Consider the following 24,021-nt stretch of genomic DNA (forward strand, 5'->3'; position numbering starts at 1 on the left):
AAAACTGATTTTTTAATTATAAATTCTCTGAGAACCTTGAAAGAATATTTGAAATAGTCATTAAGTAAACACCCGTTTCAATAGAGTTGATGCTATTTTCTAAAAATATACTCTCAGATATTTTTTGTTTTTTTCTCAATAATTTCGAATATTTCATCATATTGCTTATTAAATTTTGGACATTATATATAGCGACTTCAGTTATTACAATGCTTTCAAAACACATTTCAATATATTTATCATTTGGTAATTGTTTCTCAAGCATTTTTTTATAGATGCTTATGTTTTTTTCAATAAAACTATTTGACAAAGAAACTAAATGATTTCTTTTATTGACAATATCCTTGGTTAAAAAATCTTCAAAAAATTTCGCAATAATCTCTATAGCTTTTGCTATTCCCAAAATGTTACAATAATCAAATAACAATTTATGAAATTTTTTTAAAACTCTCGCATTAGTTTTTAAATAATCATACTTTTGATTTATAAAATTCCTGTAATTATTGATTTGTTGGAATAACACAATGTAACCATTGATACCTTTTTCGTTATTTAGGGGGAAATCCTCTTGTTTTTTGTTAAACTTTAATAATCATAATTGCAATTTTTTTATTGTTTTTGATAAATCTTTTGCTCAGAAAGGATTGATATTTTTCAAGTGTTCTATATCATTATTGGTTATTTTATTTGTTTTGAAATATTCTATCATTCTTATCAACTTTCTATTAAAATACATTTGTATTATATAACATATTTAAATAGTTAAAGAAGGTGAAAAAATGTTAGGAAAATATGATTTTTCTAAGGAAAATATAAATAAAATTATGGTTTTTTTTACCCCGATTTATGCAAGTATTTATGCTTCATTAGATTTATTTGAAGATTATTTAGAAAGGAATAAATTATTGATTGAAGGTTTTCTAAATTTGAAAACTAGAATTATAAATATGGAATATTTCGATGAATTTCAAGAATATAAAGATGAGTTTTTAGATTTTACTGAAAAGACAATCGTTTTATTCAATAAATGGGATCGTGAAAATTATGACTATAATCGATTGGATTTGCAAAGACTACTTTATTCAATTAAAGAAGTTTTTTTATTAATTGATTATCTAATTAAAAAGTCTTATAATAATGTTAACTTTGGCAAGGATGTACTTTCGCTAAAAGAAATTAAAGTTATTTTAAAAGATAATATTTTAGATTATGCGACTTTAATTGCAAAGATAGTAAGTGAGAAGCGAATTTTACTGACTAATGAACAAAGAAACATATTAAGAGATATGTTCAATATGAAACATATGGAAGAGTGAGGGATGGGAACTCAATTTATTTTAAATATCTATGAAGATAAGTACGAAAATTCAAAACAAATAGAAAATTACTTTGAAGACGACGCAAATAAGTTTTGAGTTGTTTTAGAATTATTTGTAAAAATTGAGGCTATGTGTGATATCAATGACAATTTAAATATCAATAAAGTATTAGTAACTGATAACTTGGAATAAATTATCAAACGAAATTCAGGAGATAACTATGAATCTAACTAAAACTAAAAAAAATGAGTTCTTTAAACTACTGTTACGAACATGATGAAATAATAAAATATTTGCATTATTGACGATAATCTTTTCTTCTTTTGTTGTGTTTTTATTAGTTATAAATGTTAAATTAGTTGAATGAATTACAGCTATTCTGATTTCTAAAAATATTGTTGATCTTTTTAACAACACACCAAATCTAGAGAAATTATTTGATATATTAGGTTTAGATAAAAATTTGATTCCTATTTTTAGTAATAAAATTAATAATGAAACATTAGAAAAAATAATTCATGAGTTTTATTTTAAATATATCAATTATGATGGCAATGATTTGTATAAGGAACTTTTCGGTTTAAAACTGAATATGTTGGATTTATGTTATTGTATGGTTGGTTCAATTGTGTTTGTTGTCTTGTTTACTTACTTTGCATATATGACTAGTGGAGCGATTGCTGCTAACGAGGAAATGAAATTACGAAATAGCTCAATTAAAGCCTTGTTAAAAAATGATCTAGATTATTTCAATGTACATAAAAGCGGTGATTTGATTTCAGTTGTTGTCAAAGACACTCAAATAATCGGAATGCAATTGAAAAATGCACCAGTTGTAATTTATCAAGTCTTTACAACCATTTTCTTTTCAATTGTTATAATGACAACTATCGACTGAAAGCTTTCAGTAATAGTTTATGGTCTATTGTTATCGATAATAGTTCTCGTATCTTTAATAATATTTATAAACAAAAAAAACTCTATTAAGTTAGAAAGTTTTAAATCAGATATCAATAGTCAAGTAAGTGAAAAGATAAATTTGATGGAATTGATAAAAGCATCTGGAACTTGAGATAGCGAGATTGAAAGATTTGAAAACTTAAATAAAGAAAATGCCAAAAAAACTAAAAACAATCTATGATTAAATGAAATGTCAACAGCTATATTAGTTGGTGGGGTTGGTTGTTTTGCTATGGCGACATTAATTTTTGGAGTTGTCTTATACAACAACGAAATGCAACGTTTACTAAGTATTATAACTTCATTTACTACTGGTGTTATTATTATTGTTCTTCCTGTTTTGCAATTGAAAGATGTACTAGCTACATTAAATATTAGTGAAAGTGCATGTACCAACATTAAAGCAGTTATTAATAGTAAACCAAATATAAAAATGGAAGGTAAGAAAACATTTAAAAAACTAGATGGTGATATTGTTTTTAAAAATGTAAGTTTTTCTTATCCGAATAAAGAAGAAGAAATTATAAGTAATCTTAGTTTATCTTTAAAGCAAGGAAAAAAATATGCCTTCGTTGGTAAAACTGGAAGTGGTAAATCAACGATTACCAAACTTCTTTTAAGATTCTATGATCCAACAAAAGGAGAAATTCTCTTAAATTATGATCAACCATTAAAGAGCTTTGAAATGAAATCTTGATTAGATCAGGTTGGATATGTCGGTCAAGAACCACAAATATTAAGTGGAAACATATTTGAAAACGTTAGATATGTAAAGTATTCAGCAACCGATGAAGAAATTATTGAAGCATGTAAAAAAGCAAAGCTACATGATTTAATAATGAGTTGACCTGAACAATATAATACAGTCTTATTTGAAAAAGGCTCACAATTATCTGGTGGACAAAAGCAAAGACTAGTCATAGCAAGAATGTTTGTTAAAAATCCTCAAGTCCTAGTGCTTGATGAAGCTACTAGTGCGTTAGATAATATAGTAGAGAAAGAAATTCAAATGGAGTTAGAAAAACTTATGGTTGGAAGAACAACAATTTCCATTGCTCATAGATTATCAACAATAAAATCTTTTGATAAAATTTTTGTAATAGAACCCAAAAAGGGGATTGTACAAGAAGGAACATTTAACGAATTATCTAATACTCCCGGAGTATTCAAAACATTGAATGATATTTCAAATAATTAGAAAGGTTAAGTATGAAAAAATTAATATACCAAATAGTATTTATATCAATTATGACATTCATGTATTATTTATACAGTTCATGAATTGAAAGTTTACAAAAACCTAATTTAGACTCAACAATTTATCAAATATTCAGCCCGTTTAAGTTAATAATATTAGGGGTTATCTTTTCAATTGTTTATGCAGCGATAAAAAATCTTTTGTTTTCTCGTTTTGTAAATATAAAGAGTTATAAAAAAAATCTAAAAAATTATATTTTATATGATTTTGAGATTTGTATAAACTTTATAGGAAAATTAAAAGGCACTGTTAAAGATGATGACATAACACAAGCTAAAAAATTACTGAAAGAATTTCAATCATTAAGCTATCGACCTCATTATTTAGTTGATCTAATAGAAGTTATAACTTCAAAAGTTTTAGCTGAGGAATCATTAGTTGGTCTTGAAAATGCATGTACTTTAGTAGAGGAAAAAATAAAAAATAACTTTGAAAAAGAAAAACAAAGAAAGATAAATAAAAAAAATGAAACCTTTCTTGATTTCAAAATGGTCAATGATTATTACTCAAAAAATAGTTGAAATACAATTGATTACTTACTGGAAGTAAACGGGGAATCAAATTTAAATAAATGAAAAATATCAAGTTTATATATTTCTAAAATTTATAGCGCATTAAATTTATCTATTATATTAAATCTTGTTATGTTTACATTTACAGGGTTAGGATTATATTATAGTAATATTACTTTAGGAAATGTTTTCTTCTATTCATTTATATTATCAATCTTTTTAACAACCATGGTTATTTATAATATATGAATCATAATAGCAGCAAAAAAATATAATTTGACAATTTATTGATTAAATATGTTAGTTCTATACTTTTTTATTGCTTTGATTTTTATAAACATTGTTATCAATATAGTCTTCTTTCCAAAATATCAAATTGGCGAAGAATGATATAAGTCAAACTTGATTCAATTCTTGATGTCATTACTTTACATTGTTCTTTCTACAATGTTACTTGTTTATTCTTTTGCACAACTTATTTCAATGTTGGAAGAAAAAAAATATAATGTGTTAAGTATTATCTATATGTTCGTTATACCGTTAAGTATATTCATTCTAACTGCAGTAATAAACTTCATGATTGTTTTTAAAACATTACCAATTGATTTATACTTTGCTAACTTCTCGATATTGTTCATTTATTGAACTTGTTCTTGAATTTTTATAAGTTACTTTACAAATAATTAAAATAAATAAAAAGAAGTTATTAACTTCTTTTTATTTTTAAGTTATCTTGAATAAAAATCATCCAGTAGTTTTGTTTTTGATTTAAATAATTTTCAACTTCAGGAATAAATAAAATAGCTACTCTTAGAGGGTAGTTTTTTTTGCCATATTTTTCTACCAATAGTTTTTCTATATTCTCAAAGACTTGAGAAGCCTTAATGTCTGTGTACTTGTCAAGAAACAAAAAATTATAGTCTCGTATTTTATTTATTTTCTCATTAGCAATATTAACATCTTCTTCAACTGAATTAGAAGTAATAAAATAATCAGAAAAGTCTACTAATAAGTTATTGCCAAATCTTTCTTTTAACTTTCTGAATTCGTATATTCTTATAATATAACCAATTTCTTTTTTTTCCATTTTTTAACCTCACTATAATAATATTGATAATGTTACAACAAAGCAAACAATAATAAATTTTTTTACTAAATTAAAAAAGAAATAGCATTTTATATTAAAAATAAATAACTAATATAAAATAATACTCTTAATTTTTAAAATATATGAGTTTTTTAAAGTTCCTAACTTTCTATTAATGAGAGTATAACAAATTATCAGGTAAACACTTTTTTTCTTTCATAAATTATCCTTAATATTCTATAAAAAAAGTAATTTTCCGTTCTAAATAATAAGTTCATTGATAATAAAGTCATTTTATATTACTTGATATGTATTAATAAAGGATATTAAAAAGTTTTAAGACTTGCTTGAAAACTAAACTACTTTTTTTATAGAGAAACTACTTTTATAAAGTGATAGCAAAACATAAATTTTATATAAATAGTGGATAATGATAGCTGAAAGGAAGTAAAATATGGAACTCAAAATATATGCACCAGTTGATTGCGAAATAAAAGAAATTGAAAAATGCTCTGATAAGGTTTTTGCATCGAGGACATTAGGGAATGGTATCGTAATTATACCTAAAAATAATCTTTTCTATTCCCCGCTGGATAAGGGAACAGTAGAATTAATATTTGACACCAAACATGCAATCTATTTTAAACAAGATAAGTTTAATTTATTGTTACATGTTGGAATGGACACAGTAAAACTAGAAGGCAAACCATTTGAAATTTTTATTAAAAAAGATGATCAAATTTCAACAACAAACAAAATTTTATCTGTTGATCTTGAAATGTTGAAAAAAGAAAATATTTCAATTGAAACACCACTAGTGGTAGAGGAAACAAGTGATTACAAGATAGATGTAAAGATTTTAAAAAGAACTGCTAAAGCAGGTGAATTAATAGCGATCTTTGAAATAAAAAACATCAAAGTTCATGATAAAAATGATTTAAACATCAAAAACATAACTAATAAATTTCAAGATACAGCAAAAGAAATCAAAACTATTTTAGGTGATGACAATAATTATAGTTCTCCTTACAATTGCATGACAAGGTTTAGAACAGTTATTAAAGATAAAAAGAAAGTTTCTTTAAGTAAGTTAAAAAAAATAGCTTTAGTTAAAGATGCTTTATTCCAAGGTAATGAGTTACAAATAATTATTGGAGGGGAAGTTGTTAAAGTTGTTGAAGAGTTTAACAAACTTAAAGAATTTAGTAAGAAGAGTTTGGATACACCAAACACAATAATTAATTTAGATAAGATCAATTTAGGACGTAAAATATTGATGACTATAACAGGAGTTATAAGTCCGATACTGGGAATATTTATAGCTGCGGGTTTATTTGCTGGTATTTATTCTATTTTATCTGAAACAAAAGTTATTCATCAAATTGATGATTTGAGTAAGATATCAGAACACGATATTTTCTCTGCAATAATGTTTGTTTTATTCAAATTCATTCTTAGTTCAATAGGTATTTTTTTCATAGTTAGTATTGTAAAATACTTCGATGGTAATATTTATTTCGCACTAGCTGTAGGAATAGCATTAACATCTAGGGGATGAATTCCTGTAACTGAAGGAATTAAAGAACCAGAATTAGCAAGTTTCGGTAAATGAATAAACTATGGTGGTAAAAGTGGATTTTTATTATTCAATATACAAACATTACCTATTGTTGTTGGTAGTTATGAAGGTGGAGTATTACCGTTTATTACTGCAGGAGCATTCATTATAATTCTTGATAAATGAGTGGGCAAATGAATTTCACCGCTAGTTGATACTATTTTTAGAGGTTTTATAGTTGTCTCATTAACATTAATAATAACTTGATTTGCTTTTGGTCCCATAATGGGGTTGGTTGAGTTTGGTATGTTTAAAATATTTAGTTTATTTGAAAAAATACCATTCGGAATAGGGGTAGGACTATATGCAATGTTTTGACAACCTCTTGTTTTAACAGGAACTCATATTGCAATTAGTACGCCAATTGATTTAAGCTTGTGACAAGGTAATGCAAGTTTATTGTACCCAGCATATAATATTGCAATATTTACTCAGGTTGGTGCAGCAATTGCAATTGCAATTAGAACAAAAAACTTTAGTTTTAAAAGAGTAGCAATTGCATCTACTGCTGGAAGTTTCTTCGGTATATCAGAACCAATTATTTATGGAGTAACACTTCCTAAATTGAAACCGTTTGTTATTGCTTGTCTTGTTGCATTTCCTATTGGAGTCTTATCCGGTTTATTAAAAATTAAACTTGATTATCCTTCTGGTTGAGGTGTATTTGAAATTGTTGGTTATGAGACTACATTCAAAAAAGGACAAATAATAGTTATTTGAATATTATCATTTAGTAGTAGCTTACTGATAAATTTCTTTTTCTACAAAGAAAGAAAAAATGAACTAAAGCATATGAAAAAAGGAATTAACTTAATAAATAAAAGTATCTTATTCAAAGATAAAAAAGATAAAAAAGAAAATTACTTAAAATTAATTGAGAGATTTGATGTTGAGTTAAAAGATATTTTACAATCTAAAAAAGATTACAACAATTATGAAAAATATCTTTCACAAATATCTAAACTTGAATTAAAATTGAAACTTTTAGAAGAAAGAGAACAAAAAAAGAGAGAACAGTTATTTAAAAAATTAAATTATTTAAAAACATTATATGATAAAAAACAAAACAAAAAAATCCTTGATAAATTTAAAACGCTAAATGATTTTTACGATCATTACAATTTAGATTTAAAAAAAGAAGATGTACGAAATAATATCAGTAGTTTACAAAAGAAAAATTTAAACTTTGTAAGCGCACTAACAACAAAGAAAAATAAAATCTATTCTGACACAATTACAAAACTTAAAGATATCGGTCAAGTAAAAGAAGAGTTTAAGAATATATTTTATAATGCTATATATTGTGTTGAAATTTCATTTCAAATACTAGATCAAAAATTAGAATACATCAAAAAAGATGTAAAGGTGAATCATGTTAAATAAAAATTGAAAAAAGAACTTTTTATGAGGAGCATCAACAAGTGCTTATCAAGTAGAAGGTGCTTATAATGTGGATGGTAAAGGATTAAATATTCACGATGTAATAGAAGCTAAAGAAAATGTATGTAGTTTCAATATTTGTTCAGACCATTACAATAAATGAAAAGAAGATATAAAATTGATGTCAGAATTAGGACTAAAGTCTTATAGGTTTTCCATTTCTTGAACAAGAATTTTTCCAACGGGTAAAGATAAAGTCAATCAAAAAGGAGTCGATTTTTATAATAACTTAATAAATGAATTATTGAAATATAATATAGAACCGATCGTTACTATTTATCATTTTGATACTCCATTAGAGCTCGAAAAACAAGGGGGCTGATCAAATAAAAAACTTATGATAAATGCTTATTGTAAGTATGCAGAAACTTTATTTGAATTGTTTGGTGATCGTGTTAAATATTGATTAACAATTAATGAATTAAATATGATGGTATTGTATGGTCATGTATTGTCGGCTAAAAAAATAAATGATGCCGAAGATAAGTTTAAAGTTTTATTTCAAGAAGCACATAATATGTTTGTAGCACAAGCGCATGTAATAAACTTATTACATACTAAATTTGCTTACCAAAATTCTTTTATCGGACCTGCACCAAATATCGCTCCGGTTTATGCAGTTGATTCTAATCCAAAAAATATTGACGCTGCATACAAAACTTCAGCTCTAAGAAATTGAATGTATTTAGATATAGTTGTTTACGGTGAATACAATAAGTTAGTTTGAAACTGGTTGGTTGAAAAAAAATACGAACCTGAGATCGAAAAAAATGATATGGTAATAATTAAAAAGGGTAAACCAGATTTTATTGCATTCAATTACTACGACACAATGACTGTTGCTGCTGATAACAATGAAATAAAAATAAATTTTGAAGGTTTTGATCAACAAAATACATATGATATGCCAGGCTTGTATAAAGTTGTTAAAAACAAATACTTGGAAAGAACACAATTTGGTTGAGAAATCGATCCTGATGGTTTTAAACAATGCTGTAGAGAGTTGTATGATCGATATAGATTACCATTGTTACTAACAGAGAATGGCATTGGTGGTAAAGATAGTTTAACAGAAGATTTAAAAATTCACGACCAGTATCGTATAGATTATTATGAGCAACATATCAAATTAATACCTGAAATTATAGATGAAGGCATCCCTTTGTTTGGTTATCAACCTTGAAGTGCCATTGATTTAGTGTCTACCCATGAAGGAATGAAAAAAAGATATGGTTTTGTTTATGTGGATAAAGATGATCAAGAAAATGGCACAATGATGAGGTATAAAAAGGACTCCTTTTATTGATATCAAAAGACAATAAAAAATAATGGTGGAATAAAATAGTAATTAAATAATATGTGTATATATCTTTTATGGATTTAAACAAGAGATAATAAAAAGACGATACATATCGTCTTTTTATGTTTGATCAACTTTTAAAAATGATGTAACTTATTTATTACTTATATTGAACATTTTTTATAAAAGTTTTTTTGATTCTAAATAATTGTTAAATCTTTTTTTCATATTTATGTATTACTATTAATATTTTAATTTGTCGATAAGTGTTAATTAATTGAAATAATACTCAATTATATTGCTTTTTTGTTTATTTAATTTAATGTTAAAAATATAAATACTATAAAACTAACACATAAACAGTGTATACACTTATTTAAAGGAGAAGAATAATGAAGAAATTTTTAAATATAATTTCAAGTTTAAGTTTAATTACTATGGCTGGAACTTCAGTAATATCATGTAAAAGCGAAACAAAAAAATATCAAAAGTATTTTCTTCCAAAACAACCAAAAACACGCGAAGAAATAGGACAAGCATTAGATAAGTTATTTTTGGAGGAATCCGCTTTGAATTATGAATTAGGGGAAGCATGAAGTAATTCGGAAAGGCGAAATTGACTAGATTTTTTATATGAGAGTGAAGACTTTCAAAATATTCAAATCAAAGAAGGTTTTATTAGAGCATATTGTTCATATAAATTGTTTCAACTGAATATCGAGTCATTTGAATCAAAAACTGAAAAAAATGTTTGAACTACCCCAAGATATAATAAAAGTGTTTTTGATGATTGATATGTGATCCAACAAAATAAACCTGACTCAGGGATAACAAATAAAACTAAGGATTATTTAAAAGCTATCAAAGTATGAACCTATACAGATGCTTCAACAGAAAACTAAAAAAACCATAAATATAATCTCAACAAAAATTGTTTAATTCAATGGAATAAATTTTTAATTAACAAAAGATAAGATTGTTAAATAAAGATTGATTCCAGAAAGGAAAACTAATGAAATAAAAATCAAATATTTTAATTAATATGATTATTTCTTAGGTGAATATATGAAAGAAAAGAAAAGTGCTTTAACAGAACTAGTTGACAAACTATTTAAAAAAAATATTAGAAGAAAATTTAAAAGTAAAATGATCTATATTCCAATTTTAACCTCCATATTAGTCATAACACCAATAACTGTGGGGTGCATCCTATTAACATCTAAAAAAGAAGAAAAACACAAGAGTTACGATTTTTTAGGAAAAAACTTTAAAAATAAAGACGATATTTATAAATATGCGTATGAAAATTCTAATAAATTATCATTCAAGTATGATACAAATACATATAAATATAATAATAAGTTATTCAATACAAAAAATAGTATGAATGATTACATCAAACAAAAATTTAAAATAACAGAAGAGTACACAATGAGAAATCCTCGAGATTTTACTATTAATAGTTCTGGCGAGTTGTCTTCTGATGTTATAACTTCAAACAATGAATACAAAACAAAAGTCTATAAGGGATATGATAAAAGTGCATATCTTACAAAAGATAAAGCATTAGAAAGTTATATGAATTACGAATCTTCTGTATTCGCTGATGGTATCGAATTTAACAATGAATCAGATGCAAGAAAATATTATGAAGATATTAAAATAAAAGAACTTGAAAAAAATGGTGGTAAGTCAACTTGTTATTTACAAAGCGGTATATGTCAAACAGAACAAGAAATAAAAAGTTGATTAAGAAAAAACATAGTTAAAGGATATGAATATCAAGGAAAAAGCTTTTCGGAGTATAATTATTCAGAATTTTTGAATAGTATGAAGCCGTTAGACCAAAAAATTTCAAGAGAATATATAAAAGAAGTAGTTAATGCTGATATGAAATCTTATTGAGCACAAGTAAGTGATTTGGATTTGAACAATGGTTATTTAATTGGACCAAAATATTTTGAATCAAGCGAAGAAATAGATAACACAAAACTTTCATTTGAGCAGATTGATTCTGTTGATATCAATCCAGTTATTGCATATAGTTATGCTATGACTTTTTCATCTATGACTTCGACTTCACTTGAGTTGACATCACCATGATCAAACGGAAAGGGACCTAATTCATATAACCCAGTTGAATATTTAAATTACTTAGGAAATAAAATTAAATGAAGCAAAGAAGGGAAGAAGGGGTTAGAAATATTGTTATCATTTTCTAATTCAAATAAGTTAAAAAAGGTTGCAGTCGATTTGGAACTAATAAAAGATCCTGAGTTTAAAAATTTCCATAAATTGTTAGTAGTTTTTGATAAATTCTTGTTTTTAGATAAAGTTAATCAATCAACTACTCAATATGATTTACCATTAGAAAGATATTGTGTTCATATATTGGCTGATATAATCAATCAACAAGATAAAATGGTGTCAAACATTTTTAGCAATGATTCGCAAAGTGGATTGGAAGTTTTACAAGATGCTAGTTTCAAAGATATTTACTCTTTATTTATAAATGTAAACAAATTTTACAACAAGGGTGGAGTTAATCAAAAAATATTGAATGCTGTAACAAAGTTCCAAAAATTGGCTGAAATCGTTATGAATCCAATTGAAAATATAAGTAAAATTAAAGACGATATAAAAGATACATTTACTAATAAAAACACTTCACAACAACAAATAGATAAATCAATGGATAATATTAACGTAAAAAATCAAAATATAATAAGAGATAATAGTATCAATATATATAAAGGTATGGGATTTAAGGGTTTAGACAATAATAAAGCTAGAAGTTTTGGTTCAAATTTAATGTCTGGACTAAATTGAATTGGTAAAGCTTGGAGTATTAGTCAAGCTTCCAATGATGAAAATAGTTTTTTTTTTTTTTTTTTGCATATATAACCACAAAGGAAAACCTTTATTTAATAGTTAGAATATGCTTATTTATCTTATAAAAATAATATATGAATGATTTTAAAACTTCGACTTTTTGTCAAAGGACATATGACTTCTACTTAGATTTTTTGAATAATATACAAAGATCGACATAAATTAATGCAACTATTTTTGAAAAAAATTTTCATCCCGTTCATATTAAAATAATTCTATAATAAGTTGAGGTATTAATATGAAAAAGTTAATTAGTATTTTAGGTTCTATTTTTTTAGTAGCACCATTAAGTGTTAGTGTTGTATCATGTAGCTCAGGAATCTCAAAAAGAGATTTAAATTCTTTAGCTATAAAGGATTTAGGTGAAATAAAAGGTGTTGAAGACATCCCAACACTAGAAACAATTGTTAAATGATATGTAAAAAAAACAGGAGACAATTTATTTACCGTTTATGATGTTAGGTTTGTAGGAACTCCAACAAAATCTAAAGCTACATTAGAGGCATTAGAAAGCTCTGCAAGAATCACTGGTTCAGTTACATTTAACTATAATTATGAACTTGAAGAACCAATACTTTGGCCATCATCATCAAGAGAAAACCTTAAAGTTGGTCAAAGTGATAAAATTTATGTTGATATAGAAAACAGTATTGATACAGTTAAATTAGAAGCAACTATAGAAGATGAAAGAGATAAAAAAATGATTACAGTAGCTTCTATTGAAAAGTTGGAAGAAAATAATGTTATCGATAAATATAAATCAAGATACATAGTTAATTACGAAGTTAATGATTATATAGCTAAGGATGTAGAAAAAGAAAAAAATAATATTAAAGCGACAATGTCACTTAAATATAGAGGAGTAACTAAGAATACCGAAATTACTGTGAATAGAATTTATTTGGGCGATCTAAATACTTCTATCAAATGTACTTGAAATTCTAGTGAACAAGCAACTGAAGAACAAATTATCGATGCATGAAACAAAGCTAATCCAAAGAATAATTTATTATTAGGAAAAGATGTAGAAGTTTTACGTCAAAAAATACAAAACAATTTTAAATATGGTTTGAAAGCCATAGTTAATTTAACAACTTGGTATAGGGGTACTATAAATCTAACTCATTATGCGTGTCAAAATAATGATTAGCATAACTCTTTTATTAAATAGTTAACTTAAAGAGATTTATAAAAGTTTTAGACTTATTACAAATTTTGTTTGATGTTTGTTTAATACATTGAGACCTATTTATAAAGAAAAAAACATAAGTTTTATAAAACATTCGTTAATATAAAAATGAGATAAGTAGACGTACTTGCCGAAAGTTGATTTTATTGAAAAAAGGTGTTTAAAACAACGCTTATCTAAAAGAGGATGTAATTCTCTTTTTTTGTTTATTTCAGGTTAAACATATCTTTACTGTTATATATACCTCATTATTTATTTTATTTTTACCTATTTCTCCATTATTTTTATGAACAAAAGCATTATAATCCAAATCTCTATATTCTTTAAATTGTGTATATGTATGTGTTTTAGATTCCCAGAGAACTTATGTGCTTGTGTTAATATTGTCCATGATATTTAATTATTTTTATTGTTCTTTTAATTTAAATTGTTTAATAATTTCTAAATTATTTCTCTCATGGATATTACATCATTTTTTTACTCAGAAGTGATCAAGAACTCTAAAACTAGATTTAATGTTTCTCATAATGCATTTAGAAAAAAGGATACTTAATTGTATAGAAAACTATTGAAAAAACAGCTATTTATCTTGATAAAGAAATAGAGTGTGACTATATATTTACAAAATGGTATAGTAAAAATATCAATTATAAAATGTCATTATCTGTACAAGGAAATCAAATTAACAATTTAATGTGTGGACACTATTTTTCGTTGATAAAAGGAAATAATAATCTAATTTGAAAAAAATTTATTTTCATAGTTTTTAAAGAGTTTTTTATAAATATGTTAATTTTTACTTTTACATATATATAATGTTTAAACATAGTAACTAACTAACTTTTGCTTATCTTTTAACTAACATAAAAAAATACTTCTAACTTTATAGAAGTATTCTTTTAAAACACATTGTATACTTAATAAGTTTTACATTCTTTTTACATATAAAGAAGTTTTTATTTTTCATTTATTTCATACTATATTATTTTTCTGGAATTAATAATAAAATCCCAGAGATCAAACCAAGTGGCATAAAGAATATATGGCAAATACCTAATGTTATATGTTCTTGATTATCATCCATCGCTTTTTTAGTAGCTAATGTCATTGGAATACATCACAATAACGGTATCAACACTACACCAGCTAACACTGTACTAATAATTGAAATTATATATGCTGCTTTTCTCATTACCACATCCTCCAATTTCATATTATCATATAAAAATAACTATGGTCAATATTAAATGGGGGGGATATAAAAGTAATTTCTATTATTCAATTAAATATATTTCTTCAATTAAAGGTCACGCCGATCTACAGTTATTTTTAAATTATACTGATAACTTCATTTTAAATTTGCTCTTTATAAAATTTATCGATTTTGATTTGATAATAGCTGTTACTTTAAGGAAACTCAGAATCATATAAATTAACATGTATAAATAGAAGTATGTGATATTTATGTTACATTCTCACTAATTTAAAAGAAAATCTAAGATTAGCGAAAGCATGAATAATCATTTAGAACTAAGGTTATAAAATTTAGCATTGATATGGATTACATAATTGATTTAACTAACACTTTAAAAGGAAATTATTTACTGAAGAAAGATGAAAACTATTAAAGCCGTTCATCAACATACTCAATAAAAAACACACAATTTAATCATTATAAAAGCGAATAAATCAATAATTATTTTTGATAAAAATTAATAATGTGCTATTAATAATAAAAATATAATAACTTAAATTAACTTTATTTATAAAAAAACAACTTTTTTTATAATTTTATCAGAGTTAAAACAACTCATTTTAATAATCATAGCCACTTAAATAGAAAACCGATATTAAGTATTATGGAAAAATTATTAAATTTTTATAATTTATTAAAAGATATTACTATAAGCTATAATCAACATGTAGGAAAACTACGAATGGTGGAATATGAATGTTTATAATGGGTTTATTAAACTCAATGACATTAATTAGCCAACCATTAGCAACTACATATAGCGCAAATGTCATTAATAATATATCTAATATTAATGAACGTATAGATCTTGGTGAAATTTATATTGATACATCTGACTTTATAGTAGATAAATATAATAAGGATGGCTCATTTAATACTCAAGATTTAACTAAAGAAGTCTCATTAAATGCCTATAATAAAAATAGAGAAATAAAGGGTATGAAAGAGTTCTTCAATAGTTTTGTAAGAAATACTAGAGATTGAGAAGTTATAGGATTACCAAATTCACTACCCACTCAGTCGAACCAAAAAGTAGAAACCACATTAGCATTTGTTCCTATGATTGAAAGCTTAAATTTTGATAATTCATTACTTTTAAATGTAAACTTTTGTAGAACAAATGGAGAAGAAGGTTGTTCTAAAACAAAACCAGAAACAAACACAGAGAAAAAAGCTAAATTAAAAGATATTTTAAAAAATACCCACATTGGTACAATAAAAAATCCAAGTGAGAAACTTGTATTAACAAATGTTGTTAAATTAAATAATGATTTAGTTGTTAATGATTTAAATATTGACTCAATTAGCTATAAAGAAGCAATGATAAGTTCAAAAACTTATGATGGATCTGTTTTAGTTGATTTTGATAGCAAATTTGTTAGTGAACAAAATGAAAATAATAGTTTTAGAACTCAAAAAGCACAAGTGGAAGCATATAATAGTGAACAATCAATGACAAAATCTGCAAGCTTAAATTTTAACATTGCACTAGGAAAAGATGCATTAGCAGGCTCATTTGATTATATAGGTATCAATTGAAAAGGTTATTCTTGAAACAATCAGGATAGTGAGAGATGACATAATAACGATCACTATAGTGGTACTACCGATAACATCGAATTTACAACAAAAAAAATAGGAGTTAGAGGTACAAATGATACTGCAGTTTTTGATAGAATTTATTCAAATACAAACTGAATGAAATGTTTTGGTTACATTAGTATAAGCTGGACCGATGACTTTACTTTATCAATAAATTGTTGAGTAGAAGTTAGTTCATATGCAACAGCGTGAAATGCTTATTGAGCAAAGGCCGCAGCATATATAGAAATTGATAATGTATTATTTATTTAAAGTGTAAATATTTAAGTTTAATTACAAAATATATTATATTTTTAAAGATAATATTAACCAATGAACTGTGTTCACTCTAATCTTTTAAATATAAATTATTATAAATTGAACTTCTTAATAAGTTTCAATGATTCTAAAATATATCAAATAGATATAATAATCAAAAAAATAAATAATTTTGTAAGATAGTTATTAATATAATTATAAAATTTATTATTTTAATTGAGTCCTATTTATCAATTTTTGTAAATTTGAAACCGTAAAAAAAATATTATTCTTTTATAATATGGTAATAAAAGTTATTAAGTGATGCACATATAAGTATTTAATATAATTTGTATAAAATTTAAATAGGAATGAATGAGGAATGAATCAAATGAGAAAAACTTTACAAATTTTATTAGTATTTATAATGACTACCTTAACCACATTGCAATTTTTTATATTAGGATCAAATATCACAAATGAAAAGCAATATAATTCATACGATAATCGTTTATATAATAAAAGGAAAGAAGAAAAGGTCGATTCATTTGGATGAGGCGGACTTGCTATTCAATATTTTATTTTTGTACATTCAGATATATTGCAAAATAAATATATAACAGAATTAAAAGATAGTTTTTTAAACACAAAATCTTTTGAAGATAAAAAAACATTAACTAGTAGACAAAACATATTTTACTCAAGCATAGTTTCAAGTGCTTTATTGTTATCACTATATTCAACAACAGATTATACTGAATTTTTTGCAGAGTCTAATTCAAAATGACAAACATTCAACGATAATATAAAAAATAAATCATGAGAGGTTTTAAATTATTTTTTCTTAAATATTTATAAACTACTAAAAGCAAACACTCCTGGAGCTTTAAAAGATTTTAATTACATAAAGAATATAATCGATAAAGATTTTAAAAAAGAGGAGAGCAGAAGTTTAATATTTCGTACAACTTTAGAAAAACCGCAAACCGATCTAACTTATGAAGATCTTTATTATGAAGATGCTAATTTTGGAATGAGAAATTTTAATTCCAATGCTTATTGATATGGATTTGTACCAAACATTCTTGATTATTCTTTAAACGCTTGAACATATACATTAAATAATAATTTGCATCAATACTCTTTTGCATACTCTTTTAAAAAATATAATAGTGTAAACATCAAACAAATTTTAAAAAGTTTTAATCAAGAAAGTTTTAATATAGATGAACTCAGGAAAACTAAATAATGATATTTATACAAAAGCATCTCCAGAATCAATCAAAAATTTTCACAATATTCTTGATAATTCAAAATTTAAAACATTTGAAGATCTTTCAATCTTTTATAAAAATTTAACATATATAGAAAAATATAAATACTCTAATATAGATTTTGAGAAAAGCGTTTATGCGTTAGGATATGTTAATAATTGGTATCTTAAAAAAGTGGAACAATTTAAAAGCTTACTTCTTAAAGTATATAATTTAGCTTGATATATAACAAAGTATGAAAATGAAAATTATTTTGCATATTTTATATATACAAATATATATACGTCATCTTGACCGCTTTTTGAAGGAGCTGCTTCAACCGCCTATACATTCATATACACATCTAATGATTCTAGTATTGGAACATATCAATTGTATTCAAAAGATTCTTTCACTAAATATAAAAGTGAAAAATATAACGCACAGTATTATAATAATATTATTTCCACACCAGTTGTCATTAATTCAATAAGTCATGAAATGGGGCACTCATTGGACTATTTCCTTGGTCAAACTAAACAATATGAAGTTATACAAAAACAAAATTTTAAAAAGAAATTAGAAACTTCTTTTAATAATAGAAATCTTTTTAAAAAAACTATTTTAGGTTTAGATACAATTGCTCCAGAAGGTTATCCTCAACCTGAACCTATACCACCAGATCCACCAATTAAACCAGATCCACCAATTAAACCTAAACCACCAAACACAAACTCACAAAGTAATGGGTTATCTTCTTGAACAATAACAACATTGTTATTGGTTTTTACAATAGTCCCTGGCGTAATAATTTTTATAACTATAATTACATTAGTTATTGTTAAAAAGTATAAAAAAAATAAAAAAAAGCAATAGCAGATTAATTTTATTTAAAGTATGTATTAATAATTTGTCACAAACATATTCTGTCAAGTATAGAATATGTTTTTTTATGATTATAATTCTCTATGTATTTAGTTAGAATAAAAAAATTCTAATATAATCTATATATAAGAGAATTGTATTTAGTACGGCATTTAATTTTATTAAATAATATTTATTGAATAAAATTAAATTTATTTACCAAATAGATTCAAAATTGTATAAATATACAGTTTTATTAAAAGTAAAGTTTACTATGGGAGCAAATTTAATAAATCTCTAAGGATTTAGAAAATTAATTTATAGGCTAAATAAGAATAATCATAAAAGTGCTTCATATTTGATGTTATTTAAATCTTGAAATATATATTAACTCAAGTACTAAAAGGCTTTCACTTTCATAAGATATTGTCCTGTATTTACCCATAATATTTATAGTAAATAACCATGATCGTATATTTGTGTACATCATTCAACAATTTGCATACAGAGAACACCTTTTACTTAACTATATATATATTCTAATTTATATCCAATAATACTAATACATTCCTGTTTAGATTGACCTTAGGAAATATCCCTTCAAATAAAGACTCATTTTTGATATAATAATACAAATATAGTAAAAGGGGTCTTTTTATGTACGTAAGAAAAATAATTGTTAATAATTTTATTATGCCGGGAAAACAAACTTTTGTTTTTGATGATGATCAAAAACTTATAGATGGTGAATTTTATAATGTAGAAGATTTAAAATTAATTAATGAAATGTTTAACGGTAAGTGATTAGAAAGTACACTTAGCTTCGAAAAGTATTATCCAAAATTTCTGAAAAAAATACCAGACATGGATCTTCAATTAGATGCTCTTATTGAGTTTACAGACGAAGAACTTATGAAGTTAAATGTGATTATGAAATCAAGTTATTTGAAACTTATCAAATCAAAACTTTGATTTTATTCAATCAAATGTACATATCCCTATATATTCCCTATAGTTTCACTAAAACCAGCAGAATTTGCAGATGATAAAACTATCGGAATAGGGAATCATTACGACAAATTTACTAAATACAACTCAAGTAAAAAGGATTTATTAACAGTTACAGGTATGAACGCAGTTGGTTTATTGAGAGAAAAATATTTTGAGTATTCAAAAATGCCGATTGAAAAAACAGATATTTTACTACATAAGCAATATCTAGAAGTCTTAAAATCAACATTTAGAAATGATGAACAATTTATTAAAAAGTTAGGACAAATCGTTTTTAATATGGATGATGGTGATGTTTTAAACTACGGAGATCAAGCAGAATTCTTTTTTCAGAATAAAGCTTTTGAAGAGTTCATTGATTCAATTCCTCTTATGAGAAATGAACCAAAAATAAGAGAAGATTTTTGCGAAATGTTATATGAGTGCTATTTTAGAGATATTCAATGAATATATACAATAAAATCATCTAATGATGCTTTAGAAATAAAACAACTAGTTTTTGACTCATATTGTGAGAATGCAATTTATACTAAGGAGTTTATGAATTTATTTAACTTCAAATTGCACGATGATTCAGACAAAGAAGCTTTACTATTTAAAAAACTAGTAATAAATGACGATGACTTACTTGATCAAGATAAAGAACCATTTAATATTTTCGATAAGAAAAACAAAAAGTTTGTTTATCAAGAAATAGTTGTTGATGAACCTAAAGAAGTTAAAAAGAATCAAAATGCTATAAAACAAGAAAAAATTAGAATAAAAAAAGAAAAAGAGAATAGAAAAAAACAAAGAAAGAAAATAAAACAAGAAAATAAAATAAGGGAAAAAAAGAAAAAATTAGACATAAAAAGAAACATTCAAAATAAGAAAAAAGATTTAAAAAGACAATTAAAAAGACTTTCTAAAAAGCGTTAAAAAAATAAAGGCGGTTAATATATAGTGAAAAAATTTGAAAAAGAAGACAAAAATTTTAATACTCTAGTCGACAGAACCGCAATTTATGACTCAATTAAAAATAATAAAATATCAAATGAGGAAGCACAAAAATTTGTAGACTCTATTTTTGAAAATTATTTTTTAGATAATGATAATATTAATTTCTTGCAATCAAATGATATCGATTTCTTCAGATTTAAAAACGAAGAACTTTGCTATTGCTTGAGTACCTTAGCTTTCAAAGATTGCTGTAAAAAATCTATGAAGTCATCTGTAAGTAGCAAGTACGTTCCTTTTGTTAAGAGTCTATTATCAAAAAATGACTACGAAACATATTTGAATTATTCAAGTAACTTATTTACGCAACACTTCAATGATTTAGCTAAAAAAGAGAAGTGTAATTTTAAAGATTGTAGTAATAAAGCAACAGAAAATAAATTATACAATTTGAATTTTGATAAAAATCCTATGGTAACAACAAATAAAGTAAATCCGTTCGACAATAATTATAAAATGGGTGAGAACTTTTTTTCAGAAGTAACAGACAGTAATTTCAAATTTTTTGGTCTGTGTAGACAACATGATAACGAGATAAAAAAAATTGAGTTAGATAAGAATTCTAAAAATGTTGATATTTATAAAGTGCATTTTAAAATAGTCCTTTACAGATTATTTATTAGTAGAGTTCAATTAGAAGTAGCTAAAGAAGAGTTTGTTGAAAATTTTAACAACATTAAAGAAGATGGTTACAAAGCTTTAGAAATTTATAAATTAAAAAAACTTTCTAACCATGTTAAATCATTGATTAATTTATATACAGGTTTTATAGAAAATATATTTAACAATAAACCAACTTTTAAGGTGCTTACTTTCAATCTTCCACAAACTGAAATATTTGAAATATCAGATATATTGCAGCCACAAGTTTGTCCAAAAGATTATCTACTTGTAAATTCAGTAAATAATATTTATATAAAAAATAGGGCAGCAACAATAAATTTAAAGAATCAGGATAATTATTCGTATGTAACAATTGTTTATGATTCAAAAGATGATAGACTTTCTAGTTTTTTTGAGCAATATATGGAAGAGATCAAAGGTAAATTGAAAAATGAGACTGCCTTTATTTCAAATTGTTCTTTAATATTATGCGACAATATTTTATTTAACAAAGATTGATGAGATAAATTAAAAAATGAAGATAAGCAATTATATTCTGCTTTAAATAAATTCCGTTATGAAAATCCTAGTATCGGTCAAGAGTATATCAAAATGAAGTTCTTTGCAGGATTTAGTAAAGGAAACAACTTTTTTAATAGGAAAAAGTAAAAAATCGCTAATTAGCGATTTTTTTACATAATTACCTATTTAGTAAATTAATTATTCTTCTACTGAGTGTAGTCAATCGATATCATTTTCTTCTTTTTTATCATTATCATAGCACTCATCACAAACTGGAACAGCAACTTCATCTTCAATATTCTCATCATATTTATATACTCTTTTTGGGCTCAATTGATTGATTGCTTTTCCACAACCATTTAATAAACATTTTTCCATAAATAACATCTCCTTTTACAATCTTATTTTATAGTAAAAGGGTATTAATTACATTCATAATTACTTATAGTACTATAGTTTATTAAAAGTTACTTGTTTTTAAAATTACATAGTCTACTTTTTTAATATCACTAACAACTTTTCCACCAGAATAAGAAATTGATGATTGCAAGTCCTCGTTCATTTCTTTGTAAGTTTCCAATAACTTACCTCTTACTTGAATAAGTTCTTTTTTTCCTTCAACATAACGTTTTTCACCTTTATTATACTCACTGGCACTACCATAGTATTCTTTAAATAAAACGCCATCAATTTCAACATTTTTACCAGGAGATTCCTCGTGAGCTGCGAATAGGCTACCGATCATACACATAGTAGCTCCGAAACGTATTGATTTAGCAATGTCTCCGTTTACTCTTAAACCACCATCAGCAATTATAGGCTTATTGGCAGCCTTACTACATCATTTAATTGCTCCAAGTTGTCAACCACCAGTTCCAAAACCGGTTTTAAGTTTTGTTATACAAACTTTTCCAGGTCCAACTCCGACTTTAGTGGCGTCAGCTCCTCAATATTCTAAGTCTCTAACAGCGTGTGGGGTACCCACGTTACCTGCAATTATAAATGTTTTATCTTGCATATATTCTCTAATATGCTCGATCATTTTTTTTACATTGATAGAATGACCATGAGCAATGTCGATAGTTATATATTCAGGTATTAAGTTTTCTTTTGCTAGTCTTTTTATAATTTCATAATCTTCTTTTTTAACACCAACAGAGATTGATGCTATCAAACCCATACTTTTCATTTTTTTAGTAAATTCAAAAGTATCTATATTAAATCTGTGCATTACATAAAAAAAGTTATTTTTTGCTAATAAAACACATAACTCCTCATTGATAACTGATGCCATGTTAGCGGGTACTACAGGCATTTTAAAAGTGTGATTTCCTAGTTTTACCGATGTGTCACATTCACTTCTTGAGTTAACTACACATAAATTAGGTATTAACTGGATATCTTCATAATCAAAAGCGTACATAAATTAATATCTCCATTCCTAAAAAATTATACATTAATTATTTTATAAACCAAAGATAAAAAAACGAGTAAACTCGTTAAAATTTAGCAGCAATTTCTTTTATCTTAGAAGAAATGCTTTCAATTGCTTCTTTTGGTGTTTGTTTTGATATTGGTTCAACTTTAGTACCAGCGAATAATATTGGTTCATTAACTTTTGCCCCAACAAATTCCCATGTACCTTTAAGATAAGCAGTGTGATCTCCAAATGGATACCAACCATAGGGAGCTCCTTGCGTTGTTAAGATTTGAACTTTTAAGTGTTCCAACAATCCTTTAGCATCACCTTTTTTAACATACTTATACGAAAAAGTTTGATCAGCCATTAAAATATGATCTAAATAGTTTTTGATCATAGCAGTAACGGCAAAATTATTCATTGGACTAGAAATGATTACTTTATCAACTGACTTTAATTGATTGATATATTTTATTGAATCTTCTTCATTAAAAAATTCTTTGAAATTATCTCTTGTTAAAGTTTTTTGAGCCATCACTTCTTTATTCAAATCTAAATAAATAATTTCATCTTCTTTGTTTATTTTAGAATACTCTTCGATAAATTTTTCAGATAAAGCAATTGAATATGATTTATCAGCTGGACTTACTGTACCAGAAATTACTAATACTTTTTTTGACATA

The 24,021-nt window shown here is 25.1% G+C and carries 19 protein-coding genes; 13 read left to right on the plus strand and 6 right to left on the minus strand.

The features are described from left to right. Nucleotides 1-16: 16 nt before the first annotated feature. A complete protein-coding gene (locus SAPIS_RS02665) occupies nucleotides 17-709 on the minus strand; it encodes a hypothetical protein (protein ID WP_023789373.1) in 693 nt (230 codons plus the stop codon). Nucleotides 710-779: 70 nt separating this feature from the next. Here SAPIS_RS02665 and SAPIS_RS02670 point away from each other — a divergent pair, with 70 nt between their 5' ends. Genes SAPIS_RS02670 through SAPIS_RS02680 form a run of 3 tightly spaced genes read left to right on the plus strand, consistent with a single transcriptional unit; the run spans nucleotide 780 to nucleotide 4,736 of the window. Continuing rightward, the gene (locus SAPIS_RS02670; RefSeq protein ID WP_023789375.1) at nucleotides 780-1,511 is read left to right on the plus strand and encodes a hypothetical protein; all 732 of its coding nucleotides are present in this window, start codon (nucleotides 780-782) and stop codon (nucleotides 1,509-1,511) included. Nucleotides 1,512-1,539: 28 nt separating this feature from the next. Continuing rightward, nucleotides 1,540-3,477 carry an ABC transporter ATP-binding protein gene (locus SAPIS_RS02675; RefSeq protein WP_023789377.1) on the plus strand — a complete coding sequence of 646 codons (1,938 nt, stop codon included), beginning with the start codon at nucleotides 1,540-1,542 and terminating at the stop codon, nucleotides 3,475-3,477. A gap of 11 nt (nucleotides 3,478-3,488) precedes the next feature. Next, nucleotides 3,489-4,736: a hypothetical protein gene (locus SAPIS_RS02680; protein WP_023789379.1), complete on the plus strand. Its 1,248-nt coding sequence runs from the start codon at nucleotides 3,489-3,491 to the stop codon at nucleotides 4,734-4,736. A gap of 19 nt (nucleotides 4,737-4,755) precedes the next feature. Here the strand turns inward: SAPIS_RS02680 and SAPIS_RS02685 are convergent, their stop codons facing one another. Beyond that, nucleotides 4,756-5,136 carry a hypothetical protein gene (locus tag SAPIS_RS02685; RefSeq protein ID WP_023789381.1) on the minus strand — a complete coding sequence of 127 codons (381 nt, stop codon included), beginning with the start codon at nucleotides 5,134-5,136 and terminating at the stop codon, nucleotides 4,756-4,758. Between the two features lie 454 nt (nucleotides 5,137-5,590). On the opposite strand from SAPIS_RS02685, the gene SAPIS_RS02690 reads away from it, so the two are divergent. The 5 genes from SAPIS_RS02690 to SAPIS_RS02710 all read left to right on the plus strand — a co-directional run bounded on the left by SAPIS_RS02690 (nucleotide 5,591) and on the right by SAPIS_RS02710 (nucleotide 13,536). Continuing rightward, on the plus strand, nucleotides 5,591-8,137 hold the full coding sequence (locus SAPIS_RS02690; protein ID WP_023789383.1) for a glucose PTS transporter subunit IIA: 2,547 nt from the start codon (nucleotides 5,591-5,593) through the stop codon (nucleotides 8,135-8,137). Continuing rightward, entirely contained in the window at nucleotides 8,127-9,539 is a 1,413-nt protein-coding gene (locus tag SAPIS_RS02695; RefSeq protein ID WP_023789385.1) for a glycoside hydrolase family 1 protein, read from the plus strand. The genes SAPIS_RS02690 and SAPIS_RS02695 overlap by 11 nt, the downstream gene beginning before the upstream one ends. Before the next feature lie 347 nt (nucleotides 9,540-9,886). Beyond that, nucleotides 9,887-10,396 carry a lipoprotein gene (locus SAPIS_RS02700; RefSeq protein WP_023789386.1) on the plus strand — a complete coding sequence of 170 codons (510 nt, stop codon included), beginning with the start codon at nucleotides 9,887-9,889 and terminating at the stop codon, nucleotides 10,394-10,396. A gap of 163 nt (nucleotides 10,397-10,559) precedes the next feature. Next, nucleotides 10,560-12,398 (plus strand): hypothetical protein, encoded by a 1,839-nt coding sequence (locus SAPIS_RS02705; protein ID WP_023789388.1) that lies wholly within the window; start codon nucleotides 10,560-10,562, stop codon nucleotides 12,396-12,398. Nucleotides 12,399-12,624: 226 nt separating this feature from the next. Beyond that, nucleotides 12,625-13,536: a lipoprotein gene (locus SAPIS_RS02710; protein WP_023789390.1), complete on the plus strand. Its 912-nt coding sequence runs from the start codon at nucleotides 12,625-12,627 to the stop codon at nucleotides 13,534-13,536. A gap of 1,021 nt (nucleotides 13,537-14,557) precedes the next feature. Here the strand turns inward: SAPIS_RS02710 and SAPIS_RS02715 are convergent. Further along, nucleotides 14,558-14,767, minus strand: coding sequence for a hypothetical protein (locus SAPIS_RS02715; RefSeq protein WP_023789392.1), 210 nt, complete (start codon nucleotides 14,765-14,767; stop codon nucleotides 14,558-14,560). A gap of 759 nt (nucleotides 14,768-15,526) precedes the next feature. Between SAPIS_RS02715 and SAPIS_RS02720 the strand changes: the two genes are divergently transcribed. From SAPIS_RS02720 to SAPIS_RS02740, 5 genes are all read left to right on the plus strand, one after another. Continuing rightward, a complete protein-coding gene (locus tag SAPIS_RS02720) occupies nucleotides 15,527-16,684 on the plus strand; it encodes a hypothetical protein (RefSeq protein ID WP_023789394.1) in 1,158 nt (385 codons plus the stop codon). A 376-nt stretch (nucleotides 16,685-17,060) separates the two neighbouring features. Continuing rightward, nucleotides 17,061-17,918, plus strand: a complete 858-nt coding sequence (locus SAPIS_RS02725) for a hypothetical protein (RefSeq protein ID WP_023789396.1) — start codon at nucleotides 17,061-17,063, stop codon at nucleotides 17,916-17,918. After that, a complete protein-coding gene (locus SAPIS_RS02730) occupies nucleotides 17,896-18,798 on the plus strand; it encodes a hypothetical protein (protein WP_023789398.1) in 903 nt (300 codons plus the stop codon). The genes SAPIS_RS02725 and SAPIS_RS02730 overlap by 23 nt, the downstream gene beginning before the upstream one ends. 645 nt (nucleotides 18,799-19,443) lie before the next feature. Next, on the plus strand, nucleotides 19,444-20,715 hold the full coding sequence (locus SAPIS_RS02735; RefSeq protein ID WP_023789400.1) for a hypothetical protein: 1,272 nt from the start codon (nucleotides 19,444-19,446) through the stop codon (nucleotides 20,713-20,715). 24 nt (nucleotides 20,716-20,739) lie between these two features. Further along, nucleotides 20,740-22,065 (plus strand): hypothetical protein, encoded by a 1,326-nt coding sequence (locus SAPIS_RS02740; RefSeq protein WP_023789402.1) that lies wholly within the window; start codon nucleotides 20,740-20,742, stop codon nucleotides 22,063-22,065. A gap of 51 nt (nucleotides 22,066-22,116) precedes the next feature. On the opposite strand, the gene SAPIS_RS02745 is transcribed toward SAPIS_RS02740, so the two are convergent. The 3 genes from SAPIS_RS02745 to SAPIS_RS02755 all read right to left on the minus strand — a co-directional run bounded on the left by SAPIS_RS02745 (nucleotide 22,117) and on the right by SAPIS_RS02755 (nucleotide 24,020). Beyond that, the gene (locus SAPIS_RS02745; protein ID WP_023789404.1) at nucleotides 22,117-22,296 is read right to left on the minus strand and encodes a hypothetical protein; all 180 of its coding nucleotides are present in this window, start codon (nucleotides 22,294-22,296) and stop codon (nucleotides 22,117-22,119) included. An 82-nt stretch (nucleotides 22,297-22,378) separates the two neighbouring features. Next, complete coding sequence (locus SAPIS_RS02750; RefSeq protein ID WP_023789406.1) at nucleotides 22,379-23,341, minus strand: GMP reductase; 963 nt, start codon at nucleotides 23,339-23,341, stop codon at nucleotides 22,379-22,381. 76 nt (nucleotides 23,342-23,417) lie between these two features. Further along, nucleotides 23,418-24,020, minus strand: a complete 603-nt coding sequence (locus SAPIS_RS02755; protein ID WP_023789408.1) for an FMN-dependent NADH-azoreductase — start codon at nucleotides 24,018-24,020, stop codon at nucleotides 23,418-23,420. Nucleotide 24,021: the final 1 nt, after the last annotated feature.

Source organism: Spiroplasma apis B31, assembly GCF_000500935.1.
In the GTDB taxonomy this organism is placed as follows: domain Bacteria; phylum Bacillota_I; class Bacilli_A; order Mycoplasmatales; family Mycoplasmataceae; genus Spiroplasma_A; species Spiroplasma_A apis.